At 50.3% G+C, this 13,662-nt stretch carries 13 protein-coding genes; 6 read left to right on the top strand and 7 right to left on the bottom strand.

The window, feature by feature from the left end; all coding sequences use genetic code 11:
* Positions 1–26: 26 nt before the first annotated feature.
* The 4 genes from IEV89_RS16240 to cysZ all read right to left on the bottom strand — a co-directional run bounded on the left by IEV89_RS16240 (position 27) and on the right by cysZ (position 4,675).
* On the bottom strand, positions 27–707 hold the full coding sequence (locus tag IEV89_RS16240; protein ID WP_188474567.1) for a fimbrial biogenesis chaperone: 681 nt from the start codon (positions 705–707) through the stop codon (positions 27–29).
* 52 nt (positions 708–759) lie between these two features.
* Positions 760–1,326 carry a fimbrial protein gene (locus IEV89_RS16235; RefSeq protein WP_188474566.1) on the bottom strand — a complete coding sequence of 189 codons (567 nt, stop codon included), beginning with the start codon at positions 1,324–1,326 and terminating at the stop codon, positions 760–762.
* Between the two features lie 1,119 nt (positions 1,327–2,445).
* Positions 2,446–3,225, bottom strand: coding sequence for a (S)-acetoin forming diacetyl reductase (locus tag IEV89_RS16230; RefSeq protein ID WP_188474565.1), 780 nt, complete (start codon positions 3,223–3,225; stop codon positions 2,446–2,448).
* Positions 3,226–3,886: 661 nt separating this feature from the next.
* Complete coding sequence (gene cysZ / locus IEV89_RS16225) at positions 3,887–4,675, bottom strand: sulfate transporter CysZ (protein ID WP_188474564.1); 789 nt, start codon at positions 4,673–4,675, stop codon at positions 3,887–3,889.
* A gap of 224 nt (positions 4,676–4,899) precedes the next feature.
* On the opposite strand from cysZ, the gene zipA reads away from it, so the two are divergent.
* The 3 genes from zipA to IEV89_RS16210 all read left to right on the top strand — a co-directional run bounded on the left by zipA (position 4,900) and on the right by IEV89_RS16210 (position 8,204).
* Positions 4,900–5,853: a cell division protein ZipA gene (gene zipA, locus IEV89_RS16220; RefSeq protein ID WP_188474563.1), complete on the top strand. Its 954-nt coding sequence runs from the start codon at positions 4,900–4,902 to the stop codon at positions 5,851–5,853.
* Between the two features lie 81 nt (positions 5,854–5,934).
* Positions 5,935–7,956: an NAD-dependent DNA ligase LigA gene (gene ligA / locus IEV89_RS16215; RefSeq protein WP_188474562.1), complete on the top strand. Its 2,022-nt coding sequence runs from the start codon at positions 5,935–5,937 to the stop codon at positions 7,954–7,956.
* 5 nt (positions 7,957–7,961) lie between these two features.
* Entirely contained in the window at positions 7,962–8,204 is a 243-nt protein-coding gene (locus IEV89_RS16210; protein WP_188474561.1) for a DUF3820 family protein, read from the top strand.
* 51 nt (positions 8,205–8,255) lie between these two features.
* On the opposite strand, the gene IEV89_RS16205 is transcribed toward IEV89_RS16210, so the two are convergent.
* Positions 8,256–9,257 (bottom strand): bile acid:sodium symporter family protein, encoded by a 1,002-nt coding sequence (locus IEV89_RS16205; RefSeq protein ID WP_188474560.1) that lies wholly within the window; start codon positions 9,255–9,257, stop codon positions 8,256–8,258.
* Between the two features lie 108 nt (positions 9,258–9,365).
* On the opposite strand from IEV89_RS16205, the gene IEV89_RS16200 reads away from it, so the two are divergent.
* On the top strand, positions 9,366–10,286 hold the full coding sequence (locus IEV89_RS16200) for a LysR family transcriptional regulator (protein WP_188474559.1): 921 nt from the start codon (positions 9,366–9,368) through the stop codon (positions 10,284–10,286).
* Between the two features lie 15 nt (positions 10,287–10,301).
* Here the strand turns inward: IEV89_RS16200 and IEV89_RS16195 are convergent, their stop codons facing one another.
* Both IEV89_RS16195 and IEV89_RS16190 read right to left on the bottom strand, forming a co-directional pair.
* A complete protein-coding gene (locus IEV89_RS16195; protein WP_188474558.1) occupies positions 10,302–10,637 on the bottom strand; it encodes a FlxA-like family protein in 336 nt (111 codons plus the stop codon).
* A gap of 95 nt (positions 10,638–10,732) precedes the next feature.
* Entirely contained in the window at positions 10,733–11,287 is a 555-nt protein-coding gene (locus IEV89_RS16190) for a nucleotidyltransferase family protein (protein WP_188474557.1), read from the bottom strand.
* A gap of 185 nt (positions 11,288–11,472) precedes the next feature.
* Here IEV89_RS16190 and IEV89_RS16185 point away from each other — a divergent pair, with 185 nt between their 5' ends.
* Both IEV89_RS16185 and eutC read left to right on the top strand, forming a co-directional pair.
* Positions 11,473–12,852: an ethanolamine ammonia-lyase subunit EutB gene (locus IEV89_RS16185; protein ID WP_188474556.1), complete on the top strand. Its 1,380-nt coding sequence runs from the start codon at positions 11,473–11,475 to the stop codon at positions 12,850–12,852.
* On the top strand, positions 12,849–13,661 hold the full coding sequence (gene eutC / locus IEV89_RS16180) for an ethanolamine ammonia-lyase subunit EutC (RefSeq protein ID WP_188474555.1): 813 nt from the start codon (positions 12,849–12,851) through the stop codon (positions 13,659–13,661). Before IEV89_RS16185 ends, eutC begins: the two co-directional genes overlap by 4 nt.
* Position 13,662: the final 1 nt, after the last annotated feature.

The following is a 13,662-nucleotide window of genomic DNA, read 5'->3' as shown; positions in this document are numbered from 1 at the left end:
TACTGACATAGTTTTTTTAGGGGGGGTTACTTCACCAGTTTGTACGTCGTGGATGGTGTCCAGGCACCATAATCATTGATGGTCTGGAAGCTAAACTTGGTCGCGTTATTAAAATAGCCTTCCAGCGTGACGCTTGATTTCGGTGGGACCATTACCGGATTAACGGCTTTGCCCTCGACGTTCAGATTGATGGTGGTCAGGTAATAAGGTGTCGGATTTTTTAATGTGATTTTGCCCTGACGGACCTCGCCACTGAGCTTTTTCCATGCCTCATTGACGTTTTCATTTAGGCCTTGCGGACGGTAAAACAATTTAATTCGGTTGGCAGATGCAAACTGCAATGTATTTTCTGCCGATTTATCCGCTTGCTGAGGGATCGCTTTCACGGTGACCCAGTACAGAGTTTCCCGATCCTGCTGCGGCTGCTTGCCATTAAACATCACCTTAACCACGCTTTCTGTCGCTGGCTTCAGAACAAACAACGGTGGCGTAATGACAAAATCATTTGAACGACTGCCTTTTCCATTTTCAATCCAGGACTGAATAAGAAAAGAGGAATCCTTACTGGTGTTTCTGATATCCAACGCAGACTGCGTTGTGGAGGAAGAATAAATCATCCGTGTTGCGCCTAAGCCCACGCCGCCGGCATAAACGGCGGAACTGCTTAATCCGATGGCCAATAGAATAAAAGCAGGTAAGTTGCGCATAATAATCCCTTATGTGGAGAGTAAAGTCCGGCCATCCAGCCGGACTTGTGTATTACGAGTAGGTCAAGGTGTAGGTTGCTACTGCGCTGGCGTCACCGGCTGTCGCTTGACCTGCTGGCGAGTAATATTTCGCGCTGAAGTTCAGGGTGTTTACGCCGTTGCGCAGAGTAGTAATGCTTGAAGCTTCACCCAATTTGACAACGGAACCCTGTTCGTCATAAAGGCGGATGGCGACGTTCTGTGCGGTGCCGGTGCCACCGTTAGAGCCGACAGCCAGGCTGCCTGGGTCTTTAACATCCGGCGTACCGCTGAAGGTGAGAGCGACACCTGTAGAAACAGTGGTATCGCAGTCCTCAAGTACGACGGAGAAGCTTTTCGCCGTACTCGCTTCGCTGCCGGCAACTGCCAGGGATGCGGTACGAACCTGGCCCAGGTTCACATCGACATTGCTGCTGCTGCTGCCGATGGCGCAGGCTGAAGTCACCACGCTGCCGCTGAAGTTAACGGTACCGCCGGCTATTTCTGCAGCCATTGCGGTGCCCGCCATTGGCAGTAGTGCTGCGAGAGAGACGGCAAGCAGTGATTTGGTGATGAGGGTTTTATTTAAACGTGATTTCATTTTTAAAGTTTCCATTTTTTGAACTTTCCATTGCTTATTGTTGCGTAGTATTGCTCTCAATAGGCAGAACTGGCTGGTTAAAAAATCAGCAGGCCTTTCTATTTCTGAGCCATGGTTTTCATGTCGCTGGGTTTTTAATGTATTGACCCGGCGATAAGAGAACTCATCCATTGCTGCAAGTGACGCAGGTTCTATCTTTTTATCCCGAGGCAGCTATAGTTGAGTGCTGGAATACTGTTAATTCACTCACATTACAAGGGTTTATTGATGAAATTTAAAAGTGTAAGTTTTTCATGTTGGCCGTGGGCATTACATGATAATCATTATCTTTTTTATTTTTCGTGTCGCTGTTCTTATTTTTGTTAACCAAATAAGCATCTTGATTACAGTTCACTAACAAATTTCCATCATCCTTTTCTTGCTGGGTAATTTACATTATGAATCCTAAATGAAAATTAAACGGCAGATTGGTTCTATAAGCGAATGGTTTATCGATGTTAGTTATTTAAAAATGTCGGATATTTTTTTTGCTTAAAAAACTTTAACTTCAAATGGTTAATGGTCGTCGGGTGTTGTGTTTGCCATTAATATATTATCGAGTACTACTATTCTGATTATATTTGTATGCCATCTAACCAAGTGCTTTAAATATGGTTCTATAATTTAATATGTTAATATTATATATTAATAGGTCACATGTAATTAACAATGGGGTCACATTTTTATTGAGCGCTATTGCGGTTATTGACCACTTTATTAAAAAACAAAATTAACATCATCAGTCGATGGGTATTATTAAGGGGGGTGAACCTGAGACTCTCACCAATGTTGTATTAACGGGGCTGTTGCGCACGTGAAAAGTATGTCGTAAAAATGCTGACTAAAAAATAGTCAGTCAGCACCTGACGAGCAGCTTCTCAGCCGCTGCTTAATCTGAAGGTCCAATTTTGGCTTACCGGTCTGGTGGGGTGGTAATCACAACGGAAAAAGTCGAGTCTGGTTTGCTGGACAAGGATTAAAGAAAAGCTGAGAAGTGAAACAACAGGTGCTTTCACCCGCATGTATTAATCGGTTCAGGGATTGGATGCGGGTGAAGGTTTAGGCGTTGGGTTGATTAACTCAGTTAAACACCATGCCGCCGTCGATTAATAATGACTGGCCGGTCATATAATCAGAATCTGGGCCGGCGAGATATGAAACGCAACCAGCCACATCTTCCGGCTCGGACAGGCGCTTCAACGTGATACTTTTTGCAAACTCGGCGGTACCGTAACCATCGGGTTTACCTGCTGCTTTGGAAACCTGATGATCAATCTCTTCCCACATTGGCGTTTTCACGATGCCCGGACAGTAGGCGTTAACTGTGATACCCAGTGGCGCGAGATCGCGTGCAGCGGTTTGAGTCAGTCCGCGAACGGCAAATTTGCTTGAGCTGTAGATCGCCAGTTCCGGGTTCCCGACATGCCCGGCCTGCGAACAGGCATTAATAATTTTCCCACCGTGATTGAGAGATTTAAAGGCTTTGATCGCCGCCTGAATGCCCCAAATAACACCTTTCACATTGATATTGTATACGCGGTCTACTATTTCCGGCGTAATATCCTCAATCAATGTGGTGGGTGCAATACCGGCGTTATTGACGATAACGTCAAATCCGCCGAGCTGATTTTTCGCTGCTTCTACGGCGGCAAACACCTGGTCGCGGTCCGACACATCTGCCAGCAGGGCAATGGCCCGCCCGTCTGTCTTATTGATCTCTTCCGCCACTTTTTTTGCCGTTTCCGCGTTAAAATCGACTACGGCGACGGCAAAACCGTCTTTTGCCAGACGCAGCGCAATCGCTCTGCCAATCCCTTGTCCAGCACCTGTTACTAACGCCACTTTTCCATGATCAGACATACATCTTATCCTCTATGTATTGGGTTTCAGGTACTTCTCATAACAAACAGGGCAGATCGCCCGACTATCCTTTATTGAGAAGTTAGGATTATTGTTACCCCCAAAAGGAGGTCGCGCAAATATTAGTCACGGGAAGTAACTATCTTTAAAGCGCTGAAAGGAAAAAACGTAGCGCAGGCGTGTAGCAATGTGAAGTGGTCAGCCACTCCGGTTTGATAGCATCAATCACAGTGGGAGGGGGAAAAGTGGCGAGTGACGTCTACAAGTCTGGTGACAAAAGACAGGCAAAAAAATGCCCGCTGATCGCGGGCGAAAAAAACATCAGTATTGCTTTGGTGTATGAGGTCATACGCCATCATTGTAGCCAGGTCGTTAGAATGCAATTCATTAGTAAGCTATACAATCAACACTCTGTTTGAGTCATAGCGTTTGGGCAGGACACAAAAAACCGGCTCGAGAGCCGGCCTGCATCTTTGCAGAATCATCAGTACTTACTAGCGAGTATTAACATATCGCTAACTCAATAGTAGTCTTCTGAGTTCAAATAGATACTTAAACAGAAATTAAGTTTGAGTTATGTACTTTTTCAATTTGCATTAGACACGGAGCCAAATAGCGGGAGTGGTTCGCCCTCAGTACATGGCTGTCCGGAGCCAATGTATTATGGACGGCGGCTGATTGTAATGTCTTCATCACCCACCACGTGAAGCGTGCGGTAGCGGTCAACCCACATTGCTGTCGCTCCGCAGACTGCGACCGGGAGAATGATCAGATTGAGCACTGGCACCATAGTGAAGAGACTGACCAGAGCACCAAACTGTAAGTTATCAACCTTGTGCCGCCCAAGCGAACGACGCATGTCGATGAAACCCACCTTATGGTTATCAAATGGATAGTCGCAGTATTGAATCGACAACATCCAGGCACTGAACAGGAACCAGAGAAGCGGAGCCACAGTCTGTCCAATGCCAGGGATAAAGAACAATACCAGTATCACGATGGCGCGCGGCAGATAGTAGGCCAGTTTCTGCCACTCACGTTTCATTATACGGGGTAGGTCTTTCATGATGCCCCAGATGCCGCTGTCTGGCAGTGTTTTCCCTGTTAGCTTCGCTTCGAGTTGCTCAGCGAGCAGGCCACTGAACGGTGCAGCAATGATGTTAGCAAGGGTGCTGAATAAATAGCTGAACACCAGTAACACGGAGAGCACGGCTATCGGCCACAGTAAGTAATCAAGCCAGCTCAGCCAGGCCGGAATTTTACTCATCATTGCCGGGATCCATTCACCCAGCTTCGCGAACAACCACCAGAATGCGCCACCCATTAAGATAATATTGACCAGCAGCGGTAAAACGACAAAGCGTCGGATGCCGGGTAGGGAGATCAGTGACCAACCATGGCTGAAATAGTGCACACCATTGAGCCGATGAGCGCGTTGCGAAGATGTCATAAATGAAATTTTCTCTCTAAGTTAAAATCCGTGAGCTATCATATCGGTATGATTTAACACTGGCTAGCCGGTTGCTGGCTGAAAAAACAGCAAAAAAGCTGCCGCAATCATGTTTATTAGCAGAAAGTAGAGTCGAGACTTGCACTTATCAACTCAGGCAAATAGAGTTAGAAATGCGAATGTTTGCCGTAGTGGCAATGGATTAGAACAACCTAGAGATAGCAATGATGCAGGATTTGCGTCTGATATTAATCGTTGTTGGCGCGATCGCCATAATAGCGTTGTTGTTACACGGTTTGTGGACCAGCCGTAAAGAACGCTCTTCGCTTTTTCGCGATCGTCCAGCTAAACGTGTGAAAAAAGAACGAGAGCAGTCTTCTGCCGACGATTTCGTTGATGGAGTCGGTGAAGTACGTGTGCGTCCCGCTTATTCGCAGGATGAACCGTCGCTAGGCCAATATGATGACGAACCTAAGCAGACCGCTCCAGTGCGCACTCCGCCGCAGAGTCACCCTGTCCAGCAGCCAGCTTCTGCACAGAGTGATCCTTTACTGAGCGGTTATTCTGCTACTGAGCCGGCTGATACTCAGCGCCGCGAACCTGTGGTTGATGTTTCTCATCAGAATGATGATAAACGCAGCACACCGGTTCCTCCTGCTGATATTCATGCTGACGCAGCACCTGCGGCCAAAGCTGAGCCTCATAGCGATGCGCCTTTTGCACCGGTTGAAGAGCAGCCAGTAGTAAAAGAGAAACTGAAAGAAACTGTCTTGGTCTTGCATGTTTCCGCTCATCAGGGAGGCGTGATCGGCGGGGAAGTGCTGCTCAACAGCGTGCTTCAGGCTGGGTTCCAGTTTGGTGCCATGAATATTTTCCATCGTCATGTCAGCCCGACGGGAAGTGGCCCGGTCCTGTTTAGTTTGGCGAATATGGTGAAGCCGGGTTCTTTCGATCCTGAGACCATGTCTGACTTCTCAACGCCAGGCATTACGCTGTTTCTGATGGTGCCTTGCTACGGTGACGCGCATCAGAACTTCAAACTTTTGTTACAATCAGCACAGCGTATTGCTGACGATGTGGGCGGGATGGTTCTTGATGATGAGCGCCGGATGATCACACCACAAAAGCTGGAAAGTTATAAAGCGCGGATCCGTGAGGTTCTCGACGCCACGGCCTGAGCAAAGGCAGCAAGTATCCAGTTATTATCTCCTTTCCCATTACCCCCGCTTGCCGGGGGTTTTTTATCTTCATGGTGAGTCATGGCCACAATCGAAAATCAAATCAATCAATTGCGCACCCAATTGCGCCATCATGAATACCAGTACCACGTGCTGGATGCCCCCGAAGTGCCTGATGCGGAATATGACCGGCTGATGCGTGAACTGCGTGAACTGGAAACCGCAAACCCCGAACTTGTCACTGCTGACTCCCCGACTCAACGCGTCGGTGCGGCTCCTATATCGGCTTTCGAGCAAATAAAGCATCAGGTACCGATGTTGTCACTGGATAACGTGTTCGACGATGAAAGCTACCTGGCGTTTTATAAACGGGTTCAGGACCGTCTGAAAACCACTGAACCGCTGACATTTTGTTGCGAACTGAAACTCGATGGGTTGGCTGTCAGCTTGCTGTATGAACATGGTGAGTTAACTCAGGCCGCCACGCGTGGCGACGGCACGACAGGCGAGAACATTACCGCCAACGTACGCACTATCCGCGCGATACCGCTGCGCCTGAATGGCGAAAATATTCCCGCAAAGCTCGAAGTACGTGGCGAAGTCTTTATGCCGCAACCAGGCTTTGAAGCGATGAATGAAGAAGCGCGCCGTACCGGTGGCAAAATCTTCGCTAACCCACGTAACGCGGCAGCGGGTTCACTGCGTCAGCTTGATCCACGCATTACGGCCAAACGTCCGCTGACCTTTCTCTGCTACGGAGTCGGTGTACTGGAAGGCGGCGAGTTACCCCGCAGCCATTTTGAGCGGCTGCAGCAGCTCAAAGCCTGGGGCCTACCGGTCAGTGACCGTGTACGGGTACATACGGGTAGTGGCGATGTGTTGGCGTTTTATCGTCAGGTGGAAGAAGAGCGCCCTACGCTTGGCTTTGATATTGACGGCGTGGTGGTCAAAATTGATTCGTTGGATATTCAGGAAACCTTAGGGTTTGTCGCCCGGGCACCACGCTGGGCAACCGCGTTTAAATTCCCGGCGCAGGAACAAATCACGCGGGTTAAAGACGTCGAATTCCAGGTGGGGCGCACCGGTGCGATCACGCCCGTCGCCCGTCTGGAGCCGGTACTGGTTGCCGGTGTGATGGTCAGCAATGCGACGCTGCATAACGCCGACGAAATTGATCGGCTGGGGCTGCGCATCGGCGACATGGTGATCATTCGCCGTGCGGGTGATGTCATTCCGCAAGTGGTGGGTGTTGTGCTGGCTGAACGCCCGGAAAACGCCCGTGAAGTGATATTTCCGACCCATTGTCCGGTCTGTCATTCAGACGTGGAACGGGTTGAAGGCGAGGCCGTAGCCCGTTGCACCGGTGGGTTGATTTGCGGTGCACAGCGCAAGGAAGCACTTAAACATTTCGTCTCCCGTCGCGCATTAGACGTGGATGGCATGGGCGATAAAATTATCGACCAGTTGGTGGAGAAAGAGTACGTCAAAAATCCGGCTGATCTTTTCCGTCTGACCGCAGGCAAGCTCACTGGGTTGGATCGCATGGGACCGAAGTCAGCACAGAATGTTGTTTTAGCGTTGGAAAAAGCTAAAGAAACGACGCTGGCTCGTTTCCTCTATGCCCTTGGGATCCGCGAAGTGGGGGAAGCTACGGCGGCGAATCTGGCTGTCCATTACGGCTCAATTGACGCATTGCGCGCCGCAGATGTTGAATCACTGAAATCCGTGCCTGAAGTGGGCGATATTGTTGCCAAACATGTGGTGAATTTTCTGTCCGAAGAGCACAACCAGCAGGTGATTGATGAGCTGTTAAGCCCTGAGATCAACATCCACTGGCCTGAAGTTCAGGTCATCGTTCCTGAAGAGATCGACAGCCCATTTGCTGGCAAAATCGTCGTCCTCACGGGGTCTCTGACCATACTCTCGCGTGATGAAGCCAAAGATCGTCTGACGGCGTTAGGGGCGAAAGTCTCCGGCAGTGTATCGAAAAAAACCGATCTCGTGATTGCCGGTGAAGCGGCAGGCTCTAAGCTGGTTAAAGCACAGGAATTGGGGATTGAAGTGATCGACGAAGCGGAAATGATCCGTCTGCTGGGTGAATGAATACTATGGAAAAAGAAGACCTGATTGACATTGCCAATATGAAAATGCCCTTCGGCAAATATGCCGGGCGTGTATTGATTGATTTACCTGAGGAATATCTGCTGTGGTTCGCTCGCAAAGACGAATTCCCGGCAGGGAAATTAGGCGAATTGATGCAGCTTACTCTGGCAATTAAAAGCGAAGGTTTGCAGAGTCTGATTAACCCGCTGCGACGCGGAGGTCCAGGGCTTGCAGGTACTGACGGATAACCAAGAGAAAGGCGCTGATTTAGCGCCTTTCTCTTGGTAGAACCCCGATGATTAGCTGTTTTTCGCCGCCAGATTTTTCTCCAGTTCAGCCATTTTAGCGTCCTGTTTACTCTTGTAACGTTTCGCCAGTACGGCACAGGTCATTAACTGAACCTGATGGAAAATCATCAGTGGTAGCACCATCATGCCGATGGCGCTGACCGGGAACAGAATATTGGCCATCGGGATACCATTGGCCAGGCTTTTCTTAGAACCGCAGAATACGATGGTGATTTCATCTGGCTTACTGAATCCCATCCAGCGGGCCATATAGGTATTGATCACCAGAATAAAGGTCAGCAGTATCAGGCTGACGGCCACGATAAACAGTAGTGAACCCAACCCCACATGATGCCAAATCCCTTGCGTGACGGCTTCGCTAAACGCCGAATAGACCACCAGTAGAATCGATGTTTGATCGGTTTTACCAATCATTTTGCGATGACGGTCAACAAAGCCACCAATCAGCGGACGCAGCAGATGCCCAGCCACGAAAGGCACCAGCAGTTGTAGCACGATGTGCAAGACTTGTTGCAGGCTATCACCGGTAGAGCCCTGTACGTTCATCAACAGGCTAACCAGCAGTGGTGAAACAAAAATACCCAACAGGCTCGATGCTGATGCACTGCACACCGCCGCCGCGACATTACCGCCTGCGAGTGAAGTAAAGGCGATCGCCGACTGTACGGTAGCGGGCAAAATGCACAGATAGACAAAGCCGCTGTAAATTTGCGGGCTAACGTCTACCGGATGCCACCATTGAAATAAGAGTCCTAGCGTCGGAAATAAAATAAAGGTGCTGAACATGACCCATAAATGCAGCCGCCAGTTGTTACTGCCAGCAAAAATGGCCTCGCGCGACAGCTTGGCACCGTGCATGAAGAAAAGCAGGCCGATAGCAATGATGGTCAGGTTGTTGAAAAAAGGGACGAACACACCTTTGGCGGGGAAAAACGTCGCCAGCAGGACGGTGGCAATCAGTGTCAGGGTGAAACGATCGGGCATGAATCGCATAGTATTTCTCAGCAAAGATAAGGTTCGACATAAACTCATGCGGCTATTCTGGACGGTTGGTATAGAATTAAAAAATTAATTTATTTAATACAATAATGAAATTAATTCATGAATTATTCACTTAAGCAGCTTCGCGTCTTTGTGGCAGTGGCCCATTACCAGAGTTTTAGCCGGGCAGGGGACGCCATTGGTCTCAGCCAGTCGGCGATTAGCCACAGTATGAAGGAGTTAGAGAGTGAGATGAGTGTGCGCTTACTTGATCGCACTACGCGTGAGGTTATGCTGACGGATGCCGGTCAGCGGCTGGCTAGCCGCGTGGAACCGCTTCTGGACGAGCTGCATGCCATGCTTCTCGACACACGAAGTTTTGGCACTCAACATAATGGTCGCGTGCGTATCGCTTCCAGCCAGACCATTTCCGCTCAGCTGATGCCACAGTGCATCGCCAGCGGAACACGAGAGTATCCCGATATTCGCATATTGCTGCGCGACCAGGCTCAGCGGTTGGTGCTCAACAGCGTACGTAATGCCGAGGTGGATTTTGGCATTGTGATTGACCCAGGCGTTAGCGCGGATCTTGAATGCGAAACGATTTTACACGACCCTTTTCTGTTGCTGTGTCGTGAGGACCATGCATTTGCCCGACAAGCATCAGTGAACTGGACCCAGCTTAGCGGCTGCCCGTTAGTACTACAGGATTACGCCTCAGGTAGCCGGATGCTGATCGACCGCGCATTAGCACAGCAGGGCGTCGATACCGTAATCGCACAGGAAATCGGCCATCCTGCGACGCTATTTCCAATGGTAGAAGCGGGTATTGGAATCAGCGTGATCCCAGCACTGGCGCTGCCATTGCCGCAGGGAAGCAAGCTGGTAGTGCGCCACCTGGTGCCTGAAATCAACCGCGCGCTGATGTTGGTCCGACGTAAAAACCGTTCACTTTCACCGGCAGCTCAGGCTATCTGGCAGGTGGTGAAAGTGCAGGCGACGCATCTCACGGAAAAACGCAGCCTGCAAGGGTTGCTTTAAAACCACAGAGTGGGATCAGACGTAAATATCAATGGTATTGGCAGAAGACGCCTTTTTGACGCTTTTGTCTTCAGCCGTGCCGGTAGCTAACTGAGCCTGTTCGGCTTTCTGCTCTGCTTTTTGCGCCTGTTGCTGCTGAATCTGCTGGATTTGCGCCTCGAGCATATCAATTTGATTCTGAATAGCATCCACCTGCTTTTGAACCGAATCAGAACCGTCACTGCCCTGACTCAAACTTTTCATTTGTTGAGTCAGTTTCTGGATCTGTTTGTTCAACTGCGCAATTTGCCCGCCGCTGCCGGATGATGCTGTACTCGCCGAACTACTGCTGGTTACGCTGATAGTGCTCATTGCTGCCTCACTTTAAGGTTAACCTGCTCTGCACGTCATTATGCGAAACAGTTATCGGCAGGCGAAGGCAGATCTTTATCGCTTGTTTATAATTCTCATATCTTCAGTTGCAGTTGCGGCCAGCGGATTAACCAGCCTTTGCTTGCCGCTCTGTCCAGCATCACCTTAGGGTTGCCATGGCGCGGGTTGGCCGTGATGCTAAACCCAAACAGTGCAGCGGTACCCATCGGTGCCACCAACTGCACCTTGCCGTCATGACCAAGCGTCGCACCAATTACCGTTTCTGTTTCCACCCAGTAACTCATAGCATCACTGCTGGATAAGTAGGGTGCATGGTGATGCTTTAAATGCATACGAGCCTGATTTTTGATCGACCAAGGCAGCACAGCCAGAGAACTAAGACGCTGTTCAAGGTCTTTCTCCGTCGCCACAGACGTGTCATAGGGATCAAAATAGATCACGTCTATATCGTTAAGTGGTGTGACGTCAGCTAAACCGTGCAGGTGGTCCCACACCAGATTGCGCACAAACCCTGCGGCCAGACACCAGTCGTTCAACGCCAGTTGCTGCGCGGTTCTCAGTGCCAGCATGCGCATTGGATCTTCTTCTATCCAGCCAATAATAGTGTGTCGCCGTTGCCGTTCGCTCATCCATTATTCCCCGTTGTGTGATGCTACACAGTGTAGATCAGCCGAATGACAAATCAGAGACTCTGCGATAAGCCTTTGCATGGCTCTGTACTCCGCACGGCTAACGTGATTATTATTGCCTCTTCCTGACTGCTTTTTGTTCGCTGTTTTTTCGATATTCAGAACCCGCCAGCCTGAGGAGCGTTATGTATCAAACGACGTTGAGCCACCGCAGCTATCAGTTTCGTGATTTGAAAGATCTGATGGCGAAAGCATCACCGGCGCGTTCTGGCGATTATCTGGCAGACGTGGCGGCCGACAGCGTTGAAGAGCGGATGGCCGCCAAGATGGCGCTGGCCGAACTGCCGCTGAAGACTTTTCTTCAACAGGTGCTCATTCCCTATGAGGACGATGAAGTCACCCGCCTGATAATCGACAGTCACGATGCGCAAGCCTTTGCTTTGATTTCACATCTTACCGTGGGGGATTTCCGCGATTGGTTGCTGAGTGAAAAGACCGACAGTGTCATATTGGCACGCGTTGCACCGGGAATTACGCCGGAAATGGCGGCGGCCGTAAGTAAGCTGATGCGCAATCAGGATCTGATTCTGGTGGCGAAAAAATGTCGGGTGATCACCCGCTTCCGTAATACCATCGGATTGCCAGGGCACATGAGCGTGCGTCTGCAACCCAATCATCCCACTGATCATTTGCAGGGTATCGCAGCAAGTATGCTTGACGGGCTGCTGTATGGTTCCGGTGATGCGGTGATTGGCATTAATCCGGCCAGCGACAGCCTACCGCTGCTGGAAAATCTTAACTACATGCTCGACGATATCATCTCGCGGTTCGACATTCCTACGCAGTCTTGCGTGCTAACCCATGTGACGAACACCATCAAACTGGTGGAGCGCGGTGCGCCGGTTGACCTGGTTTTCCAGTCGATTGCAGGAAGCGAAGCGGCCAATCAAGGATTTGGCATCAACCTGGCCTTACTTGAGGAGGCCCAGCAGGCTGCACTGAGTCTACATCGCGGTACGCTGGGGAATAACGTGATGTATTTCGAAACCGGGCAGGGGAGTTGTCTGTCGGCCAATGCGCATTTTGGTGTAGACCAGCAGACTTGCGAAGCACGTGCTTACGCTATTGCGCGGCGCTTCTCGCCGTTACTCATCAATACCGTGGTGGGATTCATCGGGCCAGAATATCTATATGATGGCAAACAGATCATTCGCGCCGGGCTGGAAGATCACTTTTGCGGCAAACTGCTCGGCTTACCGATCGGCTGTGATGTCTGTTACACCAATCACGCCGAAGCCGATCAGGATGATATGGATACGTTACTGACTCTGCTGGGCACCGCCGGACTGACCTTTCTGATTGGTGTGCCGGGTGCTGATGATATTATGCTCAACTACCAGAGCACATCGTTTCATGATGCGCTGTATATCCGTGAACTCCTGGGGTTGAAACATGCGCCTGAATTTGCCCTGTGGCTGGAGAAAATGAATATCCTTGATGCCCATGGGCAGCTGCTGGATACCCGCGCATCGCATCCATTATTACAACTGAGGTCGGTGATATGACGGAGGAGACTGAGAAAGGGCTTATGTCGCTGGTTCATCAAAATCCCTGGGAGGCGCTGCGTCAGTTCACCGCCGCGCGGATTGCGCTGGGACGAACGGGTTCCAGCCTGCCGACGGCTGAACTGCTGAAATTCAGTCTGGCGCATGCCCAGGCCAGAGATGCGGTGCACCTACCTTTCGACAGCCAGACATTGGAAGCATCGCTGCACGAACTGGGGCTTGGTACGCTCACTGTTGCTAGTGCTGCAGCAGATCGCACGACCTATTTATGTCGGCCTGACTTGGGGCGAAAGCTTTCGGCAGAGAGTCGGGAAATGTTGAGCCAACAGCCGACTAAGCCGGCAGATATAGTGCTGGTGGTGGCTGACGGACTGTCGTCCAAAGCGGTTCATCGTCAGGCGGTGCCATTGATTCGGGAACTGCTGCCTTATTTGCAACAACTTGGCCTGCGCGTCGGACCTGTGGTGCTGGCCCATCAATCCCGAGTTGCGTTAGGCGATGATATTGCTCAGCAAATGCAGGCCAAGGCAGTGGCGATGCTGATTGGTGAACGTCCGGGGCTATCATCCCCCGACAGTTTAGGCATTTACATGACCTGGGGGCCACATACGAAGAGGCTGGAGTCAGAGCGCAATTGCATTTCCAACGTACGGCCTGAAGGTCTGGACTATCCGCAGGCAGCATTCAAACTCGCCTGGTTGCTGGAGCAGGCTTTTGTACGCCAGTTATCAGGCGTGAATTTAAAAGATGAGAGTGATAACCCAGCGTTGCAAAATAAGGTCGTACCGAGGTTTAAGCTGGAGTCATAGC

The sequence above is a fragment of the Hafnia psychrotolerans genome (assembly GCF_014639435.1).
In the GTDB taxonomy this organism is placed as follows: Bacteria; Pseudomonadota; Gammaproteobacteria; order Enterobacterales; family Enterobacteriaceae; genus Ewingella; species Ewingella psychrotolerans.
This window is presented reverse-complemented; position numbering and strand designations above follow the sequence as displayed.

Coding starts and splice junctions, on each gene's coding strand:
- IEV89_RS16240 (WP_188474567.1), bottom strand. CDS start 707: ATGCGCAACTTACCTGCTTTTATTCTATTGGCCATCGGATTAAGCAGT.
- IEV89_RS16235 (WP_188474566.1), bottom strand. CDS start 1,326: ATGAAATCACGTTTAAATAAAACCCTCATCACCAAATCACTGCTTGCC.
- IEV89_RS16230 (WP_188474565.1), bottom strand. CDS start 3,225: ATGTCTGATCATGGAAAAGTGGCGTTAGTAACAGGTGCTGGACAAGGG.
- cysZ (WP_188474564.1), bottom strand. CDS start 4,675: ATGACATCTTCGCAACGCGCTCATCGGCTCAATGGTGTGCACTATTTC.
- zipA (WP_188474563.1), top strand. CDS start 4,900: ATGATGCAGGATTTGCGTCTGATATTAATCGTTGTTGGCGCGATCGCC.
- ligA (WP_188474562.1), top strand. CDS start 5,935: ATGGCCACAATCGAAAATCAAATCAATCAATTGCGCACCCAATTGCGC.
- IEV89_RS16210 (WP_188474561.1), top strand. CDS start 7,962: ATGGAAAAAGAAGACCTGATTGACATTGCCAATATGAAAATGCCCTTC.
- IEV89_RS16205 (WP_188474560.1), bottom strand. CDS start 9,257: ATGCGATTCATGCCCGATCGTTTCACCCTGACACTGATTGCCACCGTC.
- IEV89_RS16200 (WP_188474559.1), top strand. CDS start 9,366: ATGAATTATTCACTTAAGCAGCTTCGCGTCTTTGTGGCAGTGGCCCAT.
- IEV89_RS16195 (WP_188474558.1), bottom strand. CDS start 10,637: ATGAGCACTATCAGCGTAACCAGCAGTAGTTCGGCGAGTACAGCATCA.
- IEV89_RS16190 (WP_188474557.1), bottom strand. CDS start 11,287: ATGAGCGAACGGCAACGGCGACACACTATTATTGGCTGGATAGAAGAA.
- IEV89_RS16185 (WP_188474556.1), top strand. CDS start 11,473: ATGTATCAAACGACGTTGAGCCACCGCAGCTATCAGTTTCGTGATTTG.
- eutC (WP_188474555.1), top strand. CDS start 12,849: ATGACGGAGGAGACTGAGAAAGGGCTTATGTCGCTGGTTCATCAAAAT.